Genomic DNA, 24910 nt, shown 5'->3' on the forward strand with positions numbered 1-24910 from the left:
TTATTAACAATTCATCCATGATTACAATAATAGCAGGCACCAACAGACCCAATAGCAATACGTTAAAAGTTGCCAATTATTACCAGGCGCAGTTAAAACTTAGAGGTGAAGAGGCCACGTTATTTAGCCTGGAGCAGCTGCCAGCTGATGTATTGAATACAGATATGTTTGGCAAACGTTCACCTGCCTTCCAGGAAATCCAGAATTTAATTGCGAAAACCAGTAAATTTATCTTCGTTATACCAGAATATAATGGCAGTTTCCCAGGTGTGTTAAAAGTGTTAATTGATGCCTGCGATTTCCCAAATAGTTTTTATGATAAAAAAGCCGCATTAGTCGGAATTTCATCAGGCAAGTATGGAAATATTCGCGGTATAGATCACTTTACAGGCGTATGTCATTATATTCACCTAAACGTACTGCCCCTGCGTATTCACATTCCTAACATTAAGCAGGAGTTAGATTCTTCAGGGAACCTGATTCAGGAGGATACGGTTAAGTTTACGACTGAACAGATTGATAAGTTTCTTCGTTTCTGATCCAGGATTTACAGGATTTTAGGATCTGGGTGCAGAAAAAAGCCGGGATTTACAGGATTCTCAGGATTTAAGATCTAAGTAGACAATATATCAGGATTTTAGGATTACGGTAAATAGAAAATCACGCCTAATAATTAATCTTTAATTTCCTCTACCTGGAAATAAATTAATCTGCGGCAATCTATTTTTCTAAGGCATAAACGGCAAAAGAAGCCAACCAATGGTCGCCGCCATAATTACCGGCAAATACAAGTGGTAAGGCATTGGCCAGAAAACGATTTGCTGTTGTTTCGAAACGTTTCTTTAATTTATGATTTTTGGGTAATTCTTTAGCAATTCCTTTCATACACCAGGCCCTGGTAAACGATAAGCCTACCAGGTGAACGCCTTGATAATCATTAATATCGCTGATTATCGGCAAATCGCTAATGCGTTTGATACTTTTTTCCTCATAAAATTTATTTAACCAACTCACAAATTGTTTGTTTGGTAAAACACGTCTTATCAAATCAGCAATTTCCAGGCTTGGCGAAAAGAAATCTGATCCATCGGGTTCCAGGTATGCTGGTGTAGCGGTATTGTCTAAATAGAAGGCTTTTGCTTTTTCATCAATTTGTTTTTCGAAATCAGCATCTTTAAAAGTCCTGGCCCAATCTAGGGCGAAAACCAACCCGAAGGCCGTATTAGGGTGCACGCCTGTCCGGTTTGGGTATGTTTGTTTGGGGAGATAAGCTTTCCAGAGTTTTAAAATTTGTTGAGTTAGGGGCTGCATTGCGGCATACCATCTCTTCGCATCCGGATTATCCCAGGTATATAATTCCTGATCGAGCTTTAATAACCAGGCCCAGCCATATGTACGCTCGTAAGTATTGGCCACCTGATATTTGGTGAAATATTCGGCCTCCGCTTTCATTTTTTCAGGCGTTAAAGTGGCATTTAATTGAGCCATAATTTCGGCTTTATTCTTTAAATCAGGAACCGTTTTCAGCAAGCGCAACAACATCCAATGGCCATGAACTGAACTGTGCCAATCTAAACAACCAAAAAACGCAGGGTGTAGTTCACTTGGCAATAACCGCCCATCAACCGCTGTATTGGCTACATGAGAAGTTTTATTTGGAAACTCCTGCCCAATGCAGCCTAAAGGCATTTTTGAAAGCTTTTCTGCAACATCGGCTGTTAATGTCGGAACAACCTGTGCATCAGCGCACAGAAATGAAAATGCCAGAAAACCAATTATAATAAACTTTCTCATTGTTAATTTGAATTTAAAATTTTATTCCCCTGATCGGATTTTTCTTTTCCCTATCTCTCATTATCCATTCCCCATTTTCCCCTTCCCTATTTCCCATCTTCCTTTTTCCATCTTCCTTTTTCCATCTTCCCTTTCCGCTATTCTCAAACTCCAAACCGAATCCATTTATCGCCTTCATGGCCAAAAATAAATGAACCTGGATGGAGCATTTCTGCAAGGTCTTCAATTAACGACACTGCATTTTCTGCTGAGCGTTCACGACTTGTATCGTCGTTGAGTAAGATGACGCGGTTGTTTTTTACGGCTTGCCAATCCTCACCCAACACAGATGGCACTTCACGCATCAAATCGGTAAGGGTTTTGCCGGGTTGATAATAAATAACAAAAACAGCACTCAGGATATCAGCTTCCAGCATACCTCCGGCAAAGGTGATTTCTTCAGAAAGTAAATAGCTAGGCGTGTTGCTTACATCTAATAAAGCCACCGGAACTTTATCCATAAATTTAATCTTGTGTTCCACAATATCCAAACGTTCCTGTAAATCTTCGCGGATTGTGGCATCAAGGCCGATAAATAAATCGTTTAAAAAAGACATCTGCATTAAATTTATTAATTTGTGCAAAAATAACAATCCTTATTTCATGCAGGCCTCATTTAAGTATATATTTTGGATTTTCTTTGGCATTCTTTTCACTTCCTGCAATCGGGATACCGTAAATAGCAACAAAAAGACTTTTAATATCAACCTGGATCAGGGTTTAACCTCTATCGATCCTGCTTTTGCCCGTAATCAGAACGCCATATGGATGACTAACCAGATTTTTAATGGCCTGGTTCAAATTGACTCCAGCATAAAAACCATTCCCTGCATTGCCAAAAGCTGGATGGTATCTGATGATGCCTTAACTTATACCTTTAATTTACGCAATGACGTTTATTTTCACGATGATCCAATTTTTAAGGGTGGTAAGGGCAGGAAAGTTATTGCAAGTGATTTTGCTTACAGTTTTTATAGGCTAATCGATCCAAAAGTTGCCTCTTCTGGCGGATGGATTTTCAGCGACAAGGTAAAAGATCAGCATAATTTTATTGCTTTAAACGATTCTACCTTTCAAATTAAACTGGTTAAGCCCTTCCCTCCTTTTATGAATTTGCTTACTACACAATACTGTTCTGTAGTGCCAAAAGAAGTGGTTGCGCATTATGGGAAGGATTTTAGAAGTCACCCGATTGGTACCGGACCCTTCAAATTTAAATACTGGAAAGAAGGTGAAATCTTGGTGCTGTTGAAAAACGAAAACTATTGGGAGAAAGATCAAGCTGGAGTTAAATTACCTTATCTTGATGCAGTAAAGGCAACTTTTATCACCGATAAGCAAAGTGGCTTTATGAGTTTCCTTAAAAAAGACCTGGATTTTTACTATAATGTAGATGGCAGCTACCGCGATGATATTCTCACTAAAAGTGGCAAAATGGTATCGAAATACAAAGGGAAATTTACACTAACCAAAAGCCCTTATATCTGTACCGAATATGTTGGAATTTTGGTTGATACCAATCTTGCCCTTGTAAAAAAATCGCCTTTAAGGATTAAAAAAATACGACAAGCCATTAATTATGCGATTGATCGCGACAAGCTGATCCGGTACCTGAGAAATGGAATAGGTATTGCCGCAACATCGGGTTTTATCCCAAAAGGAATGCCTGGTTTCGATAGCCTTGCTGTAAAAGGATATACTTATAACCCTGTTTTATCTGCCAGATTATTAAAAGAAGCTGGGTTTCCTGGAGGAAAAGGTTTACCAGAAATCACCCTGAACACCACCACTACTTACAAAGATTTGATTGAGTTTATTCAGGGCGAACTCACCAACATTGGCATGAAGGTGAAAATCGATGTAAGTCCGAGTGCTAGTCTGAGAGACCTGATGTCTAAGAACAATGTGAATTTCTTTCGTGGTTCATGGCTTGCTGATTATGCCGATGGTGAAAACTTTCTTTCTATGTTTTATTCAAAAAACAAAGTACCCAACGGACCAAATTATTTTGCTTATTATAACAAAGCCTTTGATAAATTATTTGAGCAAAGTTATTATGAAACTAACGATCAGAAACGTTTCGAACTTTACCGGAAGATGGATCAAATGGTGATGGAATATTCGCCAGTGGTGCCGCTATTTTACGATCAATCTGTAGTGATGCTTCAAAATAACATCAGCGGCTATGCTTTTAATGCCTTAAGTTTAATGATTTTGAAAAACATTAAGAAAAACTAATCTTTCAGGAGTTTCCGTTTAAGGAAATCGGCCGTTGCTTCGCTTACTTTTACACCATTAGAAAACTTCATCCAATGATGGGTATCATCTGGAATAACCAAAGATTCGAACTCGAATTTCTTCTCTTCAAAACGTTTGGCCAAATCTACACTTTGGCTAAAAGCTACGTTGCGGTCGTCATCTGCATGAATAATTAATGTTGGGGAAGTCCAGGTATTAATATAAGTTATCGGTGAAGATTCTATTGCGATTTTCTCCGCTAAATTTGCATCGGGAGCAGGCGCTTTTCCCGCTATTGAATTATTTCCGAATCTATTATTTACGCCATGAATGTCAACACCAGCGGCAAATAATTTAGAATCTTTCCCTAAAGCCAAAGCGGTTAGATAACCTCCATAAGATCCGCCATAAATACCAATCTTTTCCGGGTTGATATTGGGTTGTTTCATTAGCCATTCACCAGCCGCTTTAATATCCTGATATTCTGAAGCACCCTGCGCACCAGCATTTAGTGGTTTATGAAAATCATATCCATAGCCTAAACCCAATCGGTAATTTACCGACAGCACCGTAAAACCCATGCTCACCAGGTACTGATTTAAAGCATAATCGATAGCATAATAATCCATTGGATTCCAACCCAGCAACATCTGCCTCTGCGGACCGCCATGCACATATACAATGGCTGGATGATTTTTTACGATCTTTTTGGGAGAAAAAAGTTGCCCGTAAACCATGTTTCCATCCATAGCTTTAAAGGCCACGTGTTCAGGCGTAACCATGGCATTTAATGGAAAATCTTTCGGAATTAATTCTGACCCTATTAATTTGAGCTTGCCATGATTAATAAGCGCTGGCAACAACGGCTGCCGGGCATTGGAACTCAGGCAAAAAATATTTTTATTGTCGCCAGAAATTACCGGATAAGCCTCAATCCCTTTTCCTAAGGTAAGTAATTCCATATCTGCTTGCTCGACAGAAACCCGATAAATATGTCTTCTATCTAAATCGTCCATATTTTTACCAGTATTGGCCGCAAAAACGAGTGTCTTTTTATCGTTGCTCAGCTCAATATTTTCTACAGTGAAGTTGCCCGGAGTAAGGATTTTTTGATCAGTTCCATCGGTGTTCATCGAATATAGATGTGGCCACCCATCCTGATAAGAAGTAAAAACAATTCTTCCATTTGCCCACATCAAATTGGCTCCGCCTTCCATTGCCGGAAATGAACCCCTGATCGTTTCAGGTGCTTTGTAAAGTTGTTGTCCTTTACCCGTATTAACATTAACTTTCCATATTGCCCATGGCTGATGTTTTCTGGCTAAAATAGAATCGGTTTCACTACCTAAGCATGGTAATCTAACGAAAGCGATCTCGTTTCCATCAGGCGACCAGGTTGGTGTTACATCTCTGGAAAAAGCTGGCAATAACCATTGGATGGGGGTTTTCTGATCAACAAAAATCCCGATGTATGAATGATCGGCCCGGTTACAAACGAAAACTAATTTCTTGCCATCGGGCGACCATTTATAATTGCTATTTGTACCTTTTGCATAAAATAAGCTGGTTGCCGTTGAAGATCCATCGAGGGGAGCACTTTTAATTTGCCCGGCATTGTCGAAAATAACCGTTTTACTATCAGGCGAAATCAATGGATGATCACCCTCGCCTAAAACCTTTATACTTCTATCTTTAATATTTAAGGCTAATACCTGCATTTTAGGCGCAATGGGCGCTGATGATGCATTCACTGGGCCACCATCTCTGCCTCCATGATCTCCACCCCTAACGAAAACAAGCCAGTTTGCATCCGCAGATATAGAAAGACTGGTCAGTTCTTGCCCGTCGTCATCGTTATAATCAGTCAGTTTTACAGCTTCATATGTTGGTGCTTCTGCAAGGTAAATATTCCTTTTACCTTGTTCATTTGCCGCCCATGCAATTTTTGATCCGGCAGGGGCAGCAACTAATTGTGTAGGAAATGGATAACTGAGAACCGATTGAATGGAAAAAGATTGCGCAAAAATGCAGGATGATAAAATCAATAACAGCAGGGTAAAAAGTGATGGTTTCATAATTTGGGATTTTGGAATGGTCTAATTTTCGGTTGGTGAGACACCAACCGATAGAAAACCCGTGTTTATCCGCGTCCATCTGTGATTAGTAATTATGTTAGTAAGACCAACCTATAGCAAAAAGATTTTATTGATCCCACCAAAGCCTGGTGGTTCTTAAAACTTCCACCGGAACATTTGCTCCATTTTTACTTCTTTCGCCCTGCGGATAATCTAAACGGCGAATAAATGTAGGTAATGACGCATTGGCTGGCATAGTAAAATCTTTGTATCTGTAATCGAAACGACGTGCATCGTTCCAGGCCTCTGGATTTAAATAAGTGGCGATGTATTTTTCTTTAAAAATCAGGTCCTTGGTTAGCGCCGAAGCACCTACAGCAACTGTCGGTTGAGCCATATAAGCCTCTTTATCGGCTGCTGCTACCTGAAACTTATCCATGTTCGCACGGATCGCCGTTAAATAGGCATTGTACGATCGTGTTCTATCAATATCAAAGGCAGCTTCAGCTTCAATAAACTTCAACTCTGCATAGGTAATGATAAAAATCGGCGAAGTATTACCACTCCATGGGGAATTGCGGGAAATGTAATTCTCATCTTTCCTGGTATTTGCCCCTGGCAATCTGTTTCCGGCGCCGTTGACAGTGCCAATATATTTTCCATCGACTGTTAAATCAGTGATTTTCGGCAAGCGTGGATCAAATACTGGATAGCTTTTGCCGTTTAAAGCATCTATTAATTGCTCTGAAAGCCAGCCCCCAAGTGATTGTTGTTCGTTATTTTGTGCAACGGTAGCCCATGGACTGCGTTCTCTGAAAGTTTGCATTCTGGCATCTTCATCATTACTGGCAAAAGACTTACTCACCGCATCTAACACTGCTGCTGGGTTGTGAGTATTGCGCTTACTTACTTTATTTAATAACCTTGCTTTTAAGCCATAGGCCATTTTTAACCAATTTGCCCTTTCTATAGAAGCCGTAGTTCCATAAATTAAATCGCTGGCCGCAGCAAGTTTCACGGTAGCATCTGTTTTAGCTAACTCTACAATCGCTTCGTCTACCAATGCCATTGTTGAGGCATAAACATCTTCTTGCTTATCATATTTAGGAACGAGATTATTAATATTGAAAGCTTCAGAAAATGGGGCATTACCCCAAAGATCGTTCACCATCATTAAATTATAAGCGATTAAAACATCGGCCACACCTTTATACTCACTTGAATTTTGTGTGATCGCCAGCTTCTTCATCTCGTTGGCATCGGCCATAGCGAAATAAAGTAAATCCCAGGTACCGCTGAAATCAATTGCCTGATACGTATCTCCGGCACCATTCGCCGCAGGGTTTGCGGTATACTGCACATAAGGCAGGATAATTGTGGCCACACTATAGTTATTGAAACCAGCTTTATAAGTTGAGGTAGCCAACAGTGTATTTAGCGTTGGATTGGCAACCTGGTTTGGGTTATCAGATAATTTATCGAAGTAACTATCCTTACAGCTTTGCAACCCTAATGTTGCAATTACGGCCGAAAACAAAGTATATTTTATAATCTTTTGCATCTTAATTCTTTTTTAAAAACCAACATTAAGGGAAAACATAATGGTACGTGCCGAAGGATAGGTAAATCCTGCGGAACCGTCGTTGTTGCTGCCAGAATCGTAAGAACTGGATTCAGGATCTACGCCATAATATTTAGTCCACAACCATAAATTATTTCCGGTTACTGATAAGGAAGCATTTTTAATGGCTTTCGCGGGTAACCATTCCGCTGGTAAGCGGTAACTCAAACTTGCCGAGCGTAAACGTACCCAGGAAGCATCGCTCACAAATGGCTCCGAAACGTTGCGGTATAAAATCCGATAATAACCTTCGCCATAATCTACATTATCCGGGCCTAATCTTTGCCCCATGTAAACGGGTTTTGTATTGGGCTGACCATTTGCCAAAACACCATCAAAAACCCTAGTGGTTCTTCGATCTGAAGTATAATCCGGCAAGCCGAATGCAGAATAGAAATCTTCCAGCCAGTTGTATTTTTCAAAACCTAAACGGGCATCGAACAATACATTTAAACTAAAATTTTTGTAGCTAAAGTTATTCCCGAAACCAATAATATAATCTGGCTGAGAATTTCCCAGTAGTTTTTGTTTACCACCTGAAATACTTGGGAAGCCATTTGCGCCAATTAACAGCGGAAGGTTTTTATCTAAGTAAACCGGATCTTCTGCCTGCCCGCCATAATATCGGTTGAAATAACTACCGTAGATATTGCCATAAGCCTGGCCTTCGATGAGTTTCATTGTTACGCCCGCATTTCCATAACCTCTGGCTGCGCCGTAAACAATTTCGGTAATTCCGTTCGGCATAGAAAGCACCTTATTTCTATTTGCAGAAAGGTTAAGGTTGGTACTCCAATTGAAATCCTTCCCAACAATTGGTTTACCGTTAATCACCAACTCTACCCCACGGTTTCGGATGTCACCTGCATTGATCGACTTGGTTACGTAACCCACCGCAGATGATATTTGTGTTTGGATAATCTGGTCTGTACTTAAAGAATAATAGTAAGTGAAATCAAATCCGATTCGGTTTTTAAAGAACGACATTTCTAAACCGGCTTCGTAAGTATTGGTAAATTCAGGCAATAAATCCGGATTGCCCAGATTTGCGCCTATGGTTAAACCACCTGTTCCGGTAGGTAAAGAAATGTACGGTGTGTACCCTGTGAAAGTGGAGTATTCTGATGCGTCTTTTCCAATACGAGCATAAGATAATCTTAATTTAGCCTGGCTGATCACTTCCGGCAATTTGAACTGATCGGAAAAGACATAACTTAAACTGGCAGATGGGTAAAAGAAAGACCTGTTTTCTTTAGGAAGTGTAGAGGTGATATCATTTCTTCCTGTTAAGGTTAAAAACAGGTAGTTTTTATAATCGAAAGTTGCCTCACCGAAATAACCAATCAGGCGTTTTTCTCTCAGTGCCTGGCTTGGCGTAAGTACACCTGCGTTGGCGAGATTGAAGAAATTATAAATTCCCAGAATACTGCCCAACGTTCCGATTTCTTTGATTCTGCGGTCATAAAGTTCTTGCCCTAATCTAAGCGTACCCGTAATGTCTTCACCTATTTTGGTTGAAGCAGTTGCTACAAAGGTGCTGTTCAAGGTTCTGAATTTAGTGTTATATTCACCATAATATCCCTGGTCGTTATCATACATTGCTTCTCCGGTATACATTGGCCCACGGGCGGTTCTCACTCTGTTTTCATTATAGGTATCTACGCCGAAACGATAAGAGAAGTTTAACCATTTTAGCGGATCATATGTTAAGCTTGCACCTGCAATGTATCGGTTTACGTCGCTCTTTAGCTTATTGTTCGCGGTACCCCAGATCGGGTTGTTGGTGCCTAAGTATTTTTGAGAACCATCAGGATTCTGATAATCTGCAACATCATACCTCGGCGAGAAATACGCCAAACCCTCGCCAAAGCGATCGGCGCTATAGGTATAACCGCCCGAGTTGGTAAAGTTCATATTTACAGAGGCTTTTAACTTCGGACTGATAATAAAATCAGTATTTAATCTTCCGGAGAAATTTTTGTTATCGGTATTCGGCATCATTCCTTTCTGATAAAGCTGTGAAATGGAAGAGAAAAATTTAACCACATCACTTCCGCCAGTTAAGGAAAGGGAGTTTTTTACCTGTTGACCAGTACCAAATGCCTGATCATAATTATTATAAAGTTTATCGGGATGGGTTGGATCGATCAGCTTAGCTTCTGCAATTGTTGGTCCCCAGGCAGGGCCGATTCCGCCAGGAGGATTGGTATATACACCTAACACGCCTTGCGTAAATTCAGTTTGTACCTTCGGACTTTTCAAAACTTCATCGAAGCCATAACTGCTATTGAGGTTGATCTGGATTCCATTTTGCTTGCCTCTTTTGGTCGTGATAACCACCACACCATTTGCACCCCTTAAACCATAAAGCGCTGTTGCGGCACCACCTTTTAAAATATTAATGGTTTCGATATCATCAGGATTAACATCAGAAGCCCTGTTGGTTACCCCTCTCGAACCATAAGCATTTCCACCTGGATTTGCGCCCTGGGTAGAAGTGGAGTTATCAATTTGTACGCCATCAATGACGTAAAGCGGATCGCCAGAAATATTCGGATCTATTGAATTTACCCCTCTTATTCTGATACTCGCACCTTGCCCCGGTCCACCACCTGTGCTTGATATTGTTGCACCTGCAACCTTTCCTTGTAAAGCATTGAGCAGGTTGGGCTGATGATTGAAATTTAAATCTTTATCATTTACTGTCTGCGCGGCATAACCGAGTGATTTTGCTTGCCTGGTAATTCCCAGCGCCGTTGATATTGTTACTTCCTGAAGTTCTTGTGAATCTGAAGCAAGTGTGAGGTTGATAGTTGTTCTGTCGCCCACTGCAATTTCCTGCATTTTGTAGCCCACCAAACTGATCATCAGTACAGCGCTGGATGAAGGCACCTGAATGGTGAAGTTTCCGTTTCCATCTGTTGAAGTTCCGGTATTGCTACCTTTAATTTTGATACTTGCTCCGGGCAGTGGCCCTCCATCGTCTGTGGATGTGATTTTCCCTGTTACCGTTTTTACCTGGGCAAAGGAGGATAGCCCGATGAATAAAAAGCACAGAAAAAAAAGTGAAGTAAAAACTTTTTTCATATTTCAAGAATTTAGGGTTTGATGCATCGTTAGCAGATGCAATATAACGTTTTAGTGGAAAAATACCGCAAAAAGCAGAATGAAATTCCGCATTAAACCGCAAAACACACTAAAATATTACCATAACTTCAATAATATATGCAATCAAACCCCTTTTACATAAAAAAATCAATCACTTAGTGTGATTTTCACACACCAAATAAATCCATAAACAAAAAGCGCTTCCGGATAATTCCGAAAGCGCTTCAATATTTTATTTATGCTGTTACTTATTGCTGTAAACCGCCTCCCATTCCGCCGCCTTGCTGCTGATCTTGCTTCACATCGTCGTTTTTAATCTTTTTCTTCTCTGTAAATTTCAACTTTCCAAAAGAGTAGCTAAAGTTCACACCAAATGAACGCAATGGATAGTAGATATTAGAGCTTTGGAAAAGTGTGCTCGTTTTATTACCTGCAGTAGTTACAGAATTGTTCACCGTTCTGATGTGTAAATCACGGGCAAACGGATTTAAGGTATTGATTCCGATTGAACCTTTTTTATTCCAGATGTCTTTTTTGAAAGATGCTCCATAAAAAATCATCGCATCTGTTTTCCCCTGATAAGTTCTTCTTGGTGAGTTAACCACTCCAAACAGTTCGAAGTTATAACCTTTACCAAAACCATAAGCAGAGCGACCGAAAATATTATAATTTAAAAATGTTCCTGTACTAATCCCGGTTTGCGTGTTGCTTACTTCATAAGTATTTACACCAAGATTAGTCATCAAAGTCCATTTTGGTTTTGGGTTGTAAGAGGCAAATACATTAGCACCATAGGTTTGTGCGGTACCCACGTTGATATAAGTAGTTAAAGTTTTATCTAAACTACCCTCTCTAAATGGCGTAATTGAACTTTCGATTACACCACCTGTACGACGGTAAAATACGGAAGCATTAATTACAGAACCTTTAATAAAAGTGGAATAACCAAGTTCAAGGTTATCACTTAACTCCGGGTTTAATGTAGGTTCACCCTGGCGGATGTTAAACTGATCGCTTTCGTTACGGAAAGGATTTAAATAAGCTAAGCTTGGTCGCTGCACCCTACGGTTATAACTCAGTTTTAAAGTTGCATTTCCCTTTAAGGTTTGAGAGATGATTGCGCTTGGAAATAGATTGAAATAATCATTTTTCTGATTACCGCCTTGTGCTGTATTAAAATCTATCGTGGTATATTCTGACCTTAAACCTCCTTTAAAATTTAATTTCTTACTTAATTTGAAGCTGATTACACCATAGGCTGACGCAACATCCTGATTGTATTCAAAATCCTGAGCAGCATTGGTAGAAAATTCACTATTAATATTTCTGAAAATTCCCTTCGCACCAACTTCTAATATGGTCGATTTACTGAATGGGTAAGTATAATCCGTTTGTGCAGTATATTCTTTGTTCTTACCCGTGTTGCTGTTGTTTATCGGTGGGAAAGAACTTCCTATAATTTCATTCTCAAAATCTGTTGAGTTTTTTCCTGATGATAACTGGCCTGAAATGGTAAATTCTTCACCTTCTTTTTTAGTGGTATGTTTATAATCAACATTCCAATCGAAATTATTGAAACCTACATCCATATTACTTACGTTTCTGAGCGGAATGCCATTTAAAATATAGTCAGCACTTCCGGGACCACCGTTAGAAAAATTATTGTATTTAAAGGTAGTACTTACGTTGTTATAAGCATTAAAATCATAATCTGCGCCCAAACTTCCATTGTAACCATTGCGGCTAAATTTGGATACACCATTCTGAATAATGCTATTGATTCTTGTTGTTCCGGCAGAATCTGTACGGGTATTGTTTTCAAATAATAACCTGGAATCTTGTGCATAGGCTAAATTTGCACCTAAACTTGTATTTACACTTAAACGTCCGGTTTTAGCAGTTAAGTTAAAAGCGCCATTATTTTGTCTGGTTCCTACGGATGTATTTACACTTCCGCTAACGCCCTGTGCATTTGATTTTTTAGTGATGATATTGATAATTCCGCCAGAACCCTCTGCATCATATTTAGCTGAAGGGCTTGTAATTACCTCTACACTTTTAATTTGTTCTGCAGGAATCATTTTCAAGGCATCAGAAACACTGCTGGCCATTGTTCCCGAAGGTTTACCATTAATTAAAACACGAACCGCACCACCGCGTAGCTGAACGTTTCCATCAACATCAACAGAAAGCATCGGCACCTTACGCATTACATCTGTGGCATCGCCTCCGGCATTTGTTCCATCAGCTTCTGCATTGTAAACCATTCTATCGATTTTATTTTCAATTACTGCTTTTGTTCCCTGAATTTGAACATCAGCCAATGTATTCTCTGTAGAAGAGATGTAAATGGTTCCTAAATTCTGATCTGGTTTTGCCGGGGTTGTGGTAACCGTGATGGATTTGGTTTTATATCCCATAAATCCAATCATTAGTTTGTAGGTATCAGGAGCGATATTTTGCAGTGATAATTTACCTTTTGGATCGGTTACACCGCCATTTACTGATTTGTTGTCTTTCGCATTGATTAAAGATACGGTTGCATAATCAATTGGTTGTTTGGTAACGGAATCTAAAATTGTGGCGGTAATACGGCCAAATACCGTTGGTTTCTTTGCTCCTCCACCAAAACCACCAGCAGGAAATTGGGCATTTGCATTTATGAATGTTCCGAGAATGAGGATCGAGAGTAAAAATTGTTTCATGTTAATGAGTTAGTTTTTTATTAGTCTGCGCAAGATGCGATTTGTTACAACAGTGTAGCATACTTTTCACGCAACCGTGTTAATTTAATCGGCAAAGGTGCGACTTTTCTCGGTAAATAAAGATGGGGTGAGGAAAATAGGTGAGATGGAAGATGTAAATGTGGAAGATGGGTGATGAAGAAGCACAAAAAATGGATATAAAATCGTTGTTCGTTTGCCGTTGTTCGTTGTTTTTCCCCAATTGGGCTACAACTGCTAAGAAACTTGCCATTAGGTTTCCTGATGAATGATATTAGATTTGAACTAGGATTTTTTTGAGAAGTATTATTTTAGATTGACACAGTTTATTTTACATACCCATAAAATCGTTGTTCGTTTGCCGCTGTTCGTTGTTTTTTTCTATTTTCTATTTCCCGTTTCCCATTCCCTTTTCTTACCTGGAGGTATTATTTGGGCGGGTATAAACCAGTTGCATAACATTAATATTTCGCATCGCAAAGGCAGCTTCGCAGTAATTGAGGTAATAATTCCACTTGCGGATAAATTCATTATCAAAACCCAATCCCTTTACCTGGTCTAAATGTTTATTAAATTCCAGGTACCAGAGGTGAAGGGTCTTTGCATAATCCAATCCCATATCTTTCAAATCTACTAAAGTTAAATCGCCTGTATTGTTTATAGCCTTATTAATTGCCGCAACAGATGGTAAAAGCGAACCTGGGAAAATGTGCTTTTGAATCCAGTCTACCCCACTTCTAAGTTTTTTATACCTGCAATCTGGCGAAGTAATAACCTGGAAAGCAAAAATCCCATCTGGTTTTAAGAGCGACTGGCATTTTTCAAAATAGGTTTCGAGATATTGATGCCCTACAGCTTCCAGCATTTCTATCGACACGATTTTGTCGAATGTACCTTCAATTTTACGGTAGTCCTGAATAATAATAGAAACCTGATCTTCCAAACCTTCTGCTTTCACACGTTCAATCGCCAGTTTTTGTTGTTCTTTTGAAATGGTAACGGATGTAACTTTGCAACCATAATTTTTCGCCAGGAAAATTGCATTTCCACCCCAGCCACTGCCAATTTCCAATACATGGTCGGTTGGTTTTACTCTAAGGTGCTTCGCCAATCGATCATATTTAGCGTATTGAGATTCTTCAAGCCCCACATTTTCATTTAAAAAGTAACCGCTGGAATAGGTCATGGTTTTATCCAAAAAAGTAGCGAAAAAATCGTTATTTAAATCATAATGTTCAGCAATATTTTTCTGAGAACCCGCTAATGTATTTGCCCGGCGCACATGAGTTACCTTGTTTACCAACTTAAATAAGTTAAGCGCTACAGATTTCACCTTGCTGCCGGTAATTGATGGTGCGTTTTCGATATTCAAAATAACCCACTTAATTACATTGGTAATGTTGGAAGTATCCCACAAGCCTGCCACATAACCTTCGCCGAAACCAATATCACCGTATAAAGCAATAGATTTGAAAAAATCCGGATGGTTAACCTGAATGGTAGCCGAAATCTTGTCTTCACCATTTCCAAAAGTCAGCATTTCTCCATTCGGTAATGAAAGCTCCAACCTTCCCAATATCATCTTTGATAGTGCATTTAATACTACTTTTTCAAAGAAACCTATTGATGTTTTTGTGGCGACAACGGTATTCATAAGCTGTTCGAGTCTATTTTGTTTGTGGTTTATAGGGTTTATATACGTTACGTTGCAGCTCAGGGTTTTCGGCTTTCGGATGAAAAGGGATTTTTTTTAACCAAAGCTTAAAAGCCTGCCAATGAATCATCCCCATAATTTGCAGCGGGATCAACGGAATCTGAAGAAAATACCGCCACAGATTTACATCGCTCAACGGCTTGCGTTCGCCCATCAAAGTGCTGATGAAAAACCGGTTTCCATCTTTATCCAAATCATCAATCCTGATGTCTAACTTGTTTCCAGGGATCTTCAAACTGAAATCAAACACATCATCATGGTCTATAAATGGTGAAACATAAAAGTATTTAGTGGTGATTTTTTTAAAGGTATTGCCTTCCAATTCTTCCTTACCAAAGAAAAATAGTTTCATTTCGCGGTAAGTATTGCTGATTTCGGCCACGCAACAAACAGGATTTTCTTCCCGATCAAAACAATAATAAAAGGAAACCGGATTAAAATTATAACTAAGCACGTTGAAATTGGTTAGCAACATGATTTTTAAATCTGAGCCATCAATGCCGTTCTCTTTTAAATAAGTTTCTAAATGCTGCCTTGTGTTTTTAGTTTGATCAGGATGATTTTTCGGTAATTGTAGGTGCTCAGCATCTCTGAAAGAAAATAGATTAAAGCTGTTTCTGCTAAACCATCTGAGTTTTTTTGCCAATAAGTCAATCTCATCTAAATCAACATAAAACATATACACGTTATACCAAAATGAATGCTTTTTTGGCGCAAGGCGATGATGCATTACTTTAGCAGTAAAAATAGAGGATGTAAAAGGCATTTATAATACAATTTAAATAAAAGTTTTATCCGTAAGCGGAAGCATTATTGTAATGAATAGGCAATTGTCATTCTGAGCGCAGCGAAGAATCTCTAACCTATTAACTTCAAATTAACAGATCTTGCTGCCCCAAAATTTAATGGAGGATCAGTCTAGGTAGATTGCTTCGTTCCTCGCAATGACGATTTTGCTATTTAAAGTCCCCTGCATAAATCAACCGCACTTTTATACGCATCTTCATGGAAGCCATATTTAAAATAACTGCCGCAATAATAAACAGGTCCGGTTTCATTTAAACGTGAAAGCTGTTCTTGCGCTTGCATGGCCGGCACATCAAACAATGGATGGTGATAATCAATTTCCTTCACAATTTTATCGGGATTTAAAGTCGCGGTAGGATTGATCGACACAAAATAATTTGTTTTTTTAGAAACGCCTTGCAAGCTGTTCATCCAGTAAATTGTACTTGGTAATAATTTGTCGCCTTGTTTTTCTACCCGATAATTCCAACTGCTCCAGGCCAGTTTTGCTTTAGGCATTTGATCTTCATCCGTGTGCACAATGGCCTTATTCAGTTGATATTTAAACTTTGAAAGCAATTCCGTTTCTAAAGCAGTTTTGTCTTTCACTATTCCAAAAGTCTGATCAGCATGACAGGCCATAATCACTTTATCAAATTCATAAACTTCGCCTTCAGCATTTATCACTTCCACCTTCCCATTTTCAAGTCTTCGAACAGAAACAATTTTATTATTGATCTTGATCCGATCGCGGAATGGAGCGATTAGTTTTTCACGGTATGCCTGACTTCCATTTTCCAACGTATACCATTGATGCTGCGTATCTAAGCCTAAAAAGCCATGATTTTTAAAAAACCTAATTAAGGTAATGGCTGGAAAATCCAGAATTTGTTCCATGGGCGCGCTCCAAACCGCAGCACTCATTGGGATGAGGTATTGCCAAAGCATTTCATCACTGTAGCCGAATTCCTTAAAAAACCTCCCGATTGAGTAATCCTGATATTGTGGCTGATCTAAAATTTCGATGCTCTGTTTATTGAAACGGTTGATCTGCATCAGCATTTTCAGATACGAAATGTTAAACAAATTCTTCCGCTGTGCGAAAAGATGATTTAAACTGGAGCCACTATATTCTAACTTTTTAGGCAAAAACTGAACACTGAAAGACATATCGGTTTTCATTACTGGCGCATCAATTTCGGCAAACATCTCTGTTAGATGCGGATACGTTTCATAGTTAAAAACCATGAAGCCAGAATCGAGATAAATAGGTTTCCCATCTTCTTCAAGCGTAACGGTATTGGTATGACCACCAATATAATCTGCTTCTTCAAAAATAGTAATATCGTATTGATGCTGCAGTTTATGAGCACAACCCATGCCTGCTATTCCTGAGCCTATAATGGCGAGCTTTTTCATTATTAAAAATGGATGAGGTAAAATGGATAATGGACTATAAAGGGCAAAAATGTAGATGAATGATGGATATGGACGCCTTGCTGACATTGCCTATCTAACCTCCTACCTCTTCCATCCCTATTGGTTCTTTTCGAACAAATAATGGCAAACCATCCACTCGTTTCCTTTATTGTAATTAAACAATTCGGCACAAGAAAGATAAAACAACCTCCAGTACACCCACCATTTAACTGCCTGATCTTTGCCATAGGTATTTTCTAAAATGGGCATAATTTCTTTTTTATGCTTATCCATATTACTTAACCAGGCTTCGGATGTTTTACCATAATTGGTTCCATTCACCACCCAATGTTTATCTATTTTCAGGTCATCATTAAAATAGAAAAACAAATGGTTTGATGGCATAATCCCGCCGGTAAAAAAGTATTTACTCATCCAATCGGTTTCATCGATCACCTCAAACTTATAAGCCAGCGTTTTATGCGTAAAAATATGAACGAACAATTTACCATCTGGCTTTAAGAAACCAGCCACCTTATTCAACAAGAATCTATAATTTCTCATGTGCTCAAACATTTCCACGGAAACAATTCGATCAAAAGTATCTGCAATGGTAAAGGTGTTCATATCGGCTGTTAAAACCGTTAAGTTTTGAATGCCTCTTTGCTTCGCTGTTTCATCAATAAAAACCTTTTGCGTTGCCGAATTTGATACAACGGTAATGGTGCTATCTGGAAATTTTGCTGCCATGTACAAAGAAAGCGAACCCCAGCCGCAGCCCAATTCTAAAATATTCTGACCGTTTTGTAAATCTGCCCTCTTGCAGGTCAAAGCCAGCATATCATCTTCTGATGTATCAATATCTTTTACCCCAGGCTTCCAATAACCGCTGCTGTATTTTAAGTTTTTACCCAGGCAATACTGAAAAAATTCGGTAGGTAACTCATAATGCTGTTCATTCGCTTCAGCGGTGTTAACTGCAATGGGCGATTGCCTTAATTCGGCGACCAAATCCATAAATTTTTCCTGCTGCAATTCTTCATCACCCAAGGTTTCATCATCTAAACGCTGCTTACACAGTTTTCTGATTCCCATGCGAAGGGCTGTATCAGGAAGTTTATCGTTTTCTAAAAGTTTATCGTACCACATTGAAGTTGTAGGTTATGGGTTATAGGTTATAAGTTTGGATGTTTATAATAAGTTGTATGCTCACTGACAGGTAACTTTCAACTTATAACCTTTAACTTTTTTCTCCAAGGAAAAAAGGAACTTGTTGTTTGTTGATATTTTTTATATGCCTCTGGCTTGCTGCGCAAGTTTTGTTCTTCATTATTGGGAACGCCTGTAACTTTGGTAAGCAGGTATAAAATAATAGCCGGACTGATCACTGCTAAAATACCCCAGGGTGAGGCCAGGGCGAAGATGAAATAAGCCATCCAGGTTAACCATTCGAAAAAATAATTGGGGTGGCGACTGTAGTACCACATTCCGGTATCACAGACCTTACCTTTGTTTTCAGGGTCTTTTTTAAAAGCAGCCAGTTGCCGATCTGCGATCATCTCGCCAACAAATCCAACTAACCAAATGGCCAAACCGATGTATTCGAGTAGATGAATTTTGGTTGATGGATTGGCCGCAATTATAAAGAAAGGAATAGCAAGAATAACATTTGAAATTGCTTGAAACTGAAAAAAAATGAAGAGATTTCGATCGGCCTTTTCGCCCCACTCTTTCCTAAGTTGCTGATATCGGCCTTCTTCCTCATCAATATGTCCGATAACACGTTGCCATAAATGAAGTCCTAATCTCAACTCTGCCACTAAAAATGCAGCACAAATGAGGATTTTCCGGGTTTCAAATCCTTCAGATAAAAAGAAAGTAATCACCGTAATAACCGGGAAGTTGAGCGCCCAAAAAACATCTACCACTCCTGCGTTTTTAATTTTCTTAGCCCAGAGCCAAACCAGAAACATGATGCTGCAACAGGCCATTAAGGAAATCAGGGCAATGAAAAGTATTTGTTTTATTTGAAGAAGCATAAGGTAAAAGATTTAAGGCTACATTCACATCGCTAAGACTTTAGCAAGACACCCTACAACTTTAATCCTACGCCCTATTGCTCAGTAATTCTTTAATGCCCTCACCATCCTTCAGTTTAAAAAGATAAACTAAAACATAAGCCAGGGTTGCTATGCTTCCTAAACATACGAACAAAATGGTGATAGAGATTTTAAGAATAACGTTTTTCTCTTTGTAAAACATCCACAGGGTGATGATGAAGATGTTGGCATAGAAATCCCATAGTGTTGCGCGCATCCAGGGAATGCTGCCGAGAAAATCCCACTGCTCAAAAAGGTTGCTTTCTAATGAGGTGCTGATTACTTTATAACACATGAAAACGAATAGTGCCGAGAATATAATTTTCAGGAAATTGATCATAGCGAAGGTTTGTTTGATTAACCAACTAAGAAACGTAATTTCAGGTATTTCAGATTTGAGAATCTAGAATTTCTTATAAACAAGGACTTATATTTGGTGTCTAAGCTAAGATGCCTACGGTGTTGAGAATTAGCGCCAGATAGGAATACAACACATCACATTTACCACCTAAGATCTAACAGGCTAAAAACGAACAAAAAGTTTACCTACAACTTCTTTGACCTATTAAGATTCAATAAGCTAAGTGCTTAAGGAGACGAAAATTAAACTTTTCTAATCTTAATAATCTTCATCCAATGCAATACTTTCATTACTGGATAAGTTGGATCGAATTCCCACCATTTTGTAGCGAAGTTTGGGCTATTTGGTCTTTTATGGTGATTGTTTTGAAATAATTCACCCATTAAAAGGAAATCCCACGGCAATGAATTTTTACTGTGATCGTCATTATCATGGTTTGAATAACCATATTTATGGCCACACCAGTTTACAATTGCACCATGTAATGGACCCATTAAAAAGTGAACAGGCAACAAGATAAATAACCACCAATGGTTGGCAAAAGCAATATAAAAACCTATATAGAATAAGCCACACCCAATTCTCCATAACCATGAATCGCCAATGCGATCTACCACTGGCCATTCTGGATAATTCCCCTGAAAGGCCGGTTCTGGCTGTACCTTGAAATGAAGATAACTCATGTACATGTTCTTCGTTGCAATCATCATCCCGAATACATCCTTAAAAAAATGAGGGGAATGCGGATCTTTCTCCGTATCGCTATACGCATGGTGCATCCTGTGCAAAATGGCGTAAGCCCTCGGATTTAAAAACGATGAACCTTGAGAAATCAATAAAATCAGGTAGAAAAATCTTTCCCAAAAAAGCTCCATTTTAAACATTTTATGAGATGAATAACGGTGGAGGAAAAAGGTTTGGCTAAAAAGTGATAAAAACCAATGGCAAAGGAAGAATATAAGGATAATCATGTATTGTGTGTATGCTATATAAACGGTATTTATTAACTTTTAGTTTTGTTAAAGTCGCCGTTTAGAAATTTTCGTTGTTTAAACGAACTATAAAAATGTGTTAAAAAAGGCACGAGAGAACACCTGACGTGCCTTTAAATGTATTTATGAAATGTTTACTATCTACCGAAATCGTCCTGAACCCTTACAATGTCGCTTTCATCTGATGGGTTGGAAGCATCAGTATGCTGCCAGATTTCTGCAACTACGCCCCAATCTTCTAAACCAATTAAGCGGTGACGCTCACCTTGCTGTAATTTGATCTGATCTTTAGGTGCATATTTTTTCACTTCTCCTTCTTCGTCTGTCTCGCTGGTTTTAATACCAACCGTACCCGTTACCACTTGCCAGATTTCTGCCCTACGGTGGTGATATTGCCAAGATAAACGTGTGTTGGGGGCTACTATTAATATTTTCGGACTTAATTTACCACCTATTTTTAAATCCTCTACATCTAATCCGTCAAAATAAGTATCGGCAAACTGCTGAGCCTGGGCTTCGTCAATTACGAAGAAACCTCCCCAAGGACGTGTTTCATCGCGGTTTACTACATTAAAACCTTCAATTTTTAAACGTTGCGCAACGCTATCGAATATTTCTCTTTTGTCGTTTTCCATAATTGGCGTAAAAATAATGCTTTGAAGTTAAAAAAACCATTTCGGGCTTTAATTTTTTTCAGGTGTGTTTTTTATTTTAAAATAATGATGAAGTGGAAGTTAGATGCGATATGGTTGGTGAGTCACCTACCATAGGCGTAGAGCGTATCGGCGTGATGGTTGGTGTGTCACCAAACCATGGGAGCGTGATGGTTGAAACCATGAGAACTATTTTACCAGCCTTATTTCATATACATTTGCAATGGAAGACCCTGTATTTGCTTCCAGCTTAAGTTCCATTTGCTTAGCCAATAACTGTTCAGGAATTTCAAAATCCTGAGTATAAAAAATATTTCCTTTAGTACCGTCCAGGCTTACCTTTGCAATGCTTTTATTGTTAATTAAGATAGAAAAGTCTTTCTTTTTTTCTTTCCCGTAAAAAGTTAGCCTGATTTTTCTAGCTGTTAAACCATCATTGTTCAGATTATAGCTAAACCATCCTTCACCATTTCTAAAATGCCGATCCTGAAAAATTCCATTATCTGTTTTTTCACCTTTAAAACCATGATCTGATTCTGGCTGTTGTTCGCCTGTGCTCACCAGATCGACGGTTTCTTTTTCCAGCTTATCTTTATCTATTTCAGCAATTTTGATGGCTTTCGCCCTTTCAGCAAGGTTTTCCGGATTTGAGTAAGGAAAATAAACTACATAGCGCTTTTCTGACAAACGATAAAAGGGAACCAGTTTAAGGTCTTTGTATTTGGGTTGATAAACAGCATTTCGCACACTAAAAGTCAGTGGTTCATTTTCAACAGCAATAAGTTTTTTAGCAAGATCTGCTTTGTTCCCAGATACCAGTGGTGCCTCACTAAGTGGGAATAATGCGCCGGATGCAATGTGCCCCATCCGGCTTCCATCGGCAGTTAAATTAGGTTGCTGAAGTGTATCTAATTCTGCTGCCATAACAATTGGTCCTTGAAGGAAAGCCGCCCAATCAGATCCATCAGGCATAAATTCGATAGTATTGTGCATAGGAAGCATAATTTTTACCACATCGCCTGATGACCAAATCCGATCAATACTTACATAACCATTCCCCATTGCTTTTGCTGCCACTTTCTTTCCATTAACAAGGATCGTCATTTGGCCTTCCGCCAGCCAGGATGGATATCTTAAGTTAATTGCAAAACGTTCTTTTTTAGCTGTTTTAAGTCTTAATTCGGTGAACTCTTTTTCTGGGAAGTCTGTTTCCTGTGTTAAACTTAAACCTTTTTCTTTCCAGGTAAGCGTTGATGGGATAAAAAGATTGACATAAATATTTCGATCGTCATGTGCGTAAATTAACTCACCATATTTACCATGATTCTCGAGCCCTGAACCTACACAACACCAGAAACTTTCCTGCGGTTCTGAATACGTACGGTAATGTCCGGGCCGCATGGGTGTGAAGTAAACAAACCCACCATTTGCCCTTTGAGAAGTTAAAATATGATTATATAGCGTTCTTTCGTAATAATCTAAATATTTTATGGAAGGTGCATCGAGAAACAATTGCTTAGTAAGCTTAAGCATATTATACGAGTTGCAGGTCTCCGGTCCTTCTCTCGATTCGAGCATAGAAGAAAAATCATTCGACGGATGAAAGTGTTCCCTCACACTATTTCCACCAATGGCAACGGTTCTGTTATTCACCACCGTTTGCCAGAAAAAATCTGCGGCTTTGCCCCAATCCCTATCCTGATCCACTAACGCTATTTGTTCAAAACCAATTACTTTTGGAATCTGTGTATTGGCATGTAAGCCATTTAATGCATCTTTTTGTGCCAATAGGGGTTTTAAAATAGATTGATCAGAAAATTGTCTGGCCAGTTTAAGGTATTTCTTATTGCCCGTGATGGCATAAACATCTGCAAATATTTCGTTCAGGCCGCCATGCTCACTTTTTAATAGTTCCTGAATCTGATCATCAGATAAACCGGAAACCAAATCTATACACCAATCTGTTAATTTGATGAGCATTTTTTTTGCTTTTTCATCGCCTGCAATGGCATAAGCATCGTGTAAACCCGCAAAGATTTTATGAATATTATAGAGCGGTACCCATTTTCCATTTAGCGAAAAACTGGAAGATTTGATATTGCCCAATTTAATATGCGCCCAGATTTCTTTACCACCCGGTACGCCTGACAGATAACCATTTCCATTTTTTAGCTGGCACTTCTCCAGTTCATTGAGCATATAATCAAGTCTCGATTTAACTTTCTGATCACCTGTTGAAGCATACATTAAAGAAAGCGCCGAAACATAATGACCGCCGATATGTCCATCCAAACCTGTATTTTCCCAATTCCCATAAGATTCTGCTTTAGGTGCTAAGCCTGCTTCTTTTAGATATGGCGCTAACAATCGATCAGGATCCAACGAAAGCATGTAAGCCTGATCAGTTTTTTCAGCTTTTAGAAACGGACTTTCCAGCAGTCTAACATCCATCAGTTTGAAAGCCTGAAGTTTAGTTTGCGCAATGATTTGAACAGAAAATGCAGAAATAAATAAGAAAAAAATGATTCGCTTCATGGTGATAGGTTATCTTCCTGGAAAGGGAATAATAATGCATTTAGCATTGGGATAAATATTTGGTTGTTTAATCTCAAATATACAAAATCTATCGGCATCTGTTCTGCTTAAAGGTCTTTTTGCCTACCAGCCAGCCACATCATCCTTGCCTCGGCTAGCCGCCGAAGGGCTTTCTTCTTTTCCTTAGATGAAAAGAAGCAAAAATCAAGGCTGGGAACTGATGTCGGATAAATTCGTTAAAGCTTTATTTCGGCAGCACAAGCACCCGATAAAAAATCGGGAGATAACGCGCTGCCTTGGGTTGTGATGGTATGAAAATTTGTAGTTGAAGCTTTAAACGTTTTCTCCTTCCATCATTTCCTAGGCCGGGTAGCAGGGTGCGAATAGCTAGGTTCGCCCCCTCGCTGTCATTCTGAGCGCAGCGAACTATTTTTAATCGCTAGCCGTGAAGACTGCTATTTTCTCTCGCCCTTTCCCCTCCCGGGGAAAGGTGCCGCCAGGCGGATAGGGGGCTTTTCACTCTTGCATGAACGGTGGTTTAAAACGGTCGTCCTCCTGAACTTGATTCACTGTTGTCCGGTAAAAAAAAATTGTTGGAAAAAAGGTTTGATTTCGGTCAAAATAATTGGGTTTATGTTTTGAAACTGATATCAAAGCCCCCCAATTTCAGCTGTTGGCTCTGAGGTGGGGTATATAGCTTTTCAGGATTATTCAAAAAGTCAATCAAATTGATATAGCTCATCAGATGCAACC

Annotated in this window: 18 protein-coding genes; 2 read left to right on the forward strand and 16 right to left on the reverse strand. The window is 39.0% G+C overall.

The window, feature by feature from the left end:
* Window positions 1-17 precede the first annotated feature (17 nt).
* Window positions 18-539: an NADPH-dependent FMN reductase gene (locus ACN1CD_RS15615; RefSeq protein ID WP_419131318.1), complete on the forward strand. Its 522-nt coding sequence runs from the start codon at window positions 18-20 to the stop codon at window positions 537-539.
* A 181-nt stretch (window positions 540-720) separates the two neighbouring features.
* Here the strand turns inward: ACN1CD_RS15615 and ACN1CD_RS15620 are convergent, their stop codons facing one another.
* The 3 genes from ACN1CD_RS15620 to ACN1CD_RS15630 are packed head-to-tail and all read right to left on the reverse strand — an operon-like array spanning window position 721 to window position 2390.
* Complete coding sequence (locus ACN1CD_RS15620; RefSeq protein WP_419131319.1) at window positions 721-1794, reverse strand: DUF2891 domain-containing protein; 1074 nt, start codon at window positions 1792-1794, stop codon at window positions 721-723.
* Window positions 1795-1807: 13 nt separating this feature from the next.
* Entirely contained in the window at window positions 1808-1948 is a 141-nt protein-coding gene (locus ACN1CD_RS15625; protein ID WP_419131320.1) for a hypothetical protein, read from the reverse strand.
* Window positions 1938-2390 carry a hypothetical protein gene (locus ACN1CD_RS15630; protein ID WP_419131321.1) on the reverse strand — a complete coding sequence of 151 codons (453 nt, stop codon included), beginning with the start codon at window positions 2388-2390 and terminating at the stop codon, window positions 1938-1940. The genes ACN1CD_RS15625 and ACN1CD_RS15630 overlap by 11 nt, the downstream gene beginning before the upstream one ends.
* Window positions 2391-2409: 19 nt before the next feature.
* On the opposite strand from ACN1CD_RS15630, the gene ACN1CD_RS15635 reads away from it, so the two are divergent.
* On the forward strand, window positions 2410-4071 hold the full coding sequence (locus ACN1CD_RS15635; RefSeq protein ID WP_419131322.1) for an ABC transporter substrate-binding protein: 1662 nt from the start codon (window positions 2410-2412) through the stop codon (window positions 4069-4071).
* Here the strand turns inward: ACN1CD_RS15635 and ACN1CD_RS15640 are convergent.
* The 13 genes from ACN1CD_RS15640 to ACN1CD_RS15700 all read right to left on the reverse strand — a co-directional run bounded on the left by ACN1CD_RS15640 (window position 4068) and on the right by ACN1CD_RS15700 (window position 24157).
* On the reverse strand, window positions 4068-6146 hold the full coding sequence (locus ACN1CD_RS15640) for a S9 family peptidase (RefSeq protein WP_419131323.1): 2079 nt from the start codon (window positions 6144-6146) through the stop codon (window positions 4068-4070). The two genes, ACN1CD_RS15635 and ACN1CD_RS15640, sit on opposite strands and share 4 nt — an antisense overlap.
* Before the next feature lie 127 nt (window positions 6147-6273).
* A complete protein-coding gene (locus ACN1CD_RS15645) occupies window positions 6274-7707 on the reverse strand; it encodes a SusD/RagB family nutrient-binding outer membrane lipoprotein (protein ID WP_419131324.1) in 1434 nt (477 codons plus the stop codon).
* 12 nt (window positions 7708-7719) lie between these two features.
* Window positions 7720-10854, reverse strand: coding sequence for a SusC/RagA family TonB-linked outer membrane protein (locus ACN1CD_RS15650; protein ID WP_419131325.1), 3135 nt, complete (start codon window positions 10852-10854; stop codon window positions 7720-7722).
* Between the two features lie 269 nt (window positions 10855-11123).
* Window positions 11124-13580 carry a TonB-dependent receptor domain-containing protein gene (locus tag ACN1CD_RS15655; protein ID WP_419131326.1) on the reverse strand — a complete coding sequence of 819 codons (2457 nt, stop codon included), beginning with the start codon at window positions 13578-13580 and terminating at the stop codon, window positions 11124-11126.
* 433 nt (window positions 13581-14013) lie between these two features.
* Window positions 14014-15252, reverse strand: a complete 1239-nt coding sequence (locus ACN1CD_RS15660; RefSeq protein WP_419131327.1) for a class I SAM-dependent methyltransferase — start codon at window positions 15250-15252, stop codon at window positions 14014-14016.
* A gap of 13 nt (window positions 15253-15265) precedes the next feature.
* Window positions 15266-16078 (reverse strand): DUF1365 domain-containing protein, encoded by an 813-nt coding sequence (locus ACN1CD_RS15665; protein WP_419131328.1) that lies wholly within the window; start codon window positions 16076-16078, stop codon window positions 15266-15268.
* 194 nt (window positions 16079-16272) lie between these two features.
* A complete protein-coding gene (locus tag ACN1CD_RS15670; RefSeq protein WP_419131329.1) occupies window positions 16273-17517 on the reverse strand; it encodes an NAD(P)/FAD-dependent oxidoreductase in 1245 nt (414 codons plus the stop codon).
* A 117-nt stretch (window positions 17518-17634) separates the two neighbouring features.
* The gene (locus ACN1CD_RS15675) at window positions 17635-18666 is read right to left on the reverse strand and encodes an SAM-dependent methyltransferase (protein WP_419131330.1); all 1032 of its coding nucleotides are present in this window, start codon (window positions 18664-18666) and stop codon (window positions 17635-17637) included.
* A gap of 77 nt (window positions 18667-18743) precedes the next feature.
* Window positions 18744-19556: a DUF1295 domain-containing protein gene (locus ACN1CD_RS15680; protein WP_419131331.1), complete on the reverse strand. Its 813-nt coding sequence runs from the start codon at window positions 19554-19556 to the stop codon at window positions 18744-18746.
* A 67-nt stretch (window positions 19557-19623) separates the two neighbouring features.
* The gene (locus ACN1CD_RS15685) at window positions 19624-19956 is read right to left on the reverse strand and encodes a DUF1475 family protein (RefSeq protein WP_419131332.1); all 333 of its coding nucleotides are present in this window, start codon (window positions 19954-19956) and stop codon (window positions 19624-19626) included.
* Window positions 19957-20219: 263 nt separating this feature from the next.
* Window positions 20220-20948 carry an acyl-CoA desaturase gene (locus ACN1CD_RS15690; protein ID WP_419131333.1) on the reverse strand — a complete coding sequence of 243 codons (729 nt, stop codon included), beginning with the start codon at window positions 20946-20948 and terminating at the stop codon, window positions 20220-20222.
* A 158-nt stretch (window positions 20949-21106) separates the two neighbouring features.
* Window positions 21107-21604 carry a phosphoheptose isomerase gene (locus ACN1CD_RS15695; protein ID WP_419131334.1) on the reverse strand — a complete coding sequence of 166 codons (498 nt, stop codon included), beginning with the start codon at window positions 21602-21604 and terminating at the stop codon, window positions 21107-21109.
* A 207-nt stretch (window positions 21605-21811) separates the two neighbouring features.
* Window positions 21812-24157: a beta-L-arabinofuranosidase domain-containing protein gene (locus ACN1CD_RS15700; protein ID WP_419131335.1), complete on the reverse strand. Its 2346-nt coding sequence runs from the start codon at window positions 24155-24157 to the stop codon at window positions 21812-21814.
* Between the last annotated feature and the right edge of the window lie 753 nt (window positions 24158-24910).

Source organism: Pedobacter sp. N23S346, assembly GCF_048515415.1.
GTDB lineage: Bacteria > Bacteroidota > Bacteroidia > Sphingobacteriales > Sphingobacteriaceae > Pedobacter.

Coding starts and splice junctions, on each gene's coding strand:
- ACN1CD_RS15615 (WP_419131318.1), top strand. CDS start 18: ATGATTACAATAATAGCAGGCACCAACAGACCCAATAGCAATACGTTA.
- ACN1CD_RS15620 (WP_419131319.1), bottom strand. CDS start 1,794: ATGAGAAAGTTTATTATAATTGGTTTTCTGGCATTTTCATTTCTGTGC.
- ACN1CD_RS15630 (WP_419131321.1), bottom strand. CDS start 2,390: ATGTCTTTTTTAAACGATTTATTTATCGGCCTTGATGCCACAATCCGC.
- ACN1CD_RS15640 (WP_419131323.1), bottom strand. CDS start 6,146: ATGAAACCATCACTTTTTACCCTGCTGTTATTGATTTTATCATCCTGC.
- ACN1CD_RS15645 (WP_419131324.1), bottom strand. CDS start 7,707: ATGCAAAAGATTATAAAATATACTTTGTTTTCGGCCGTAATTGCAACA.
- ACN1CD_RS15650 (WP_419131325.1), bottom strand. CDS start 10,854: ATGAAAAAAGTTTTTACTTCACTTTTTTTTCTGTGCTTTTTATTCATC.
- ACN1CD_RS15655 (WP_419131326.1), bottom strand. CDS start 13,580: ATGAAACAATTTTTACTCTCGATCCTCATTCTCGGAACATTCATAAAT.
- ACN1CD_RS15660 (WP_419131327.1), bottom strand. CDS start 15,252: ATGAATACCGTTGTCGCCACAAAAACATCAATAGGTTTCTTTGAAAAA.
- ACN1CD_RS15665 (WP_419131328.1), bottom strand. CDS start 16,078: ATGCCTTTTACATCCTCTATTTTTACTGCTAAAGTAATGCATCATCGC.
- ACN1CD_RS15670 (WP_419131329.1), bottom strand. CDS start 17,517: ATGAAAAAGCTCGCCATTATAGGCTCAGGAATAGCAGGCATGGGTTGT.
- ACN1CD_RS15675 (WP_419131330.1), bottom strand. CDS start 18,666: ATGTGGTACGATAAACTTTTAGAAAACGATAAACTTCCTGATACAGCC.
- ACN1CD_RS15680 (WP_419131331.1), bottom strand. CDS start 19,556: ATGCTTCTTCAAATAAAACAAATACTTTTCATTGCCCTGATTTCCTTA.
- ACN1CD_RS15685 (WP_419131332.1), bottom strand. CDS start 19,956: ATGATCAATTTCCTGAAAATTATATTCTCGGCACTATTCGTTTTCATG.
- ACN1CD_RS15690 (WP_419131333.1), bottom strand. CDS start 20,948: ATGATTATCCTTATATTCTTCCTTTGCCATTGGTTTTTATCACTTTTT.
- ACN1CD_RS15695 (WP_419131334.1), bottom strand. CDS start 21,604: ATGGAAAACGACAAAAGAGAAATATTCGATAGCGTTGCGCAACGTTTA.
- ACN1CD_RS15700 (WP_419131335.1), bottom strand. CDS start 24,157: ATGAAGCGAATCATTTTTTTCTTATTTATTTCTGCATTTTCTGTTCAA.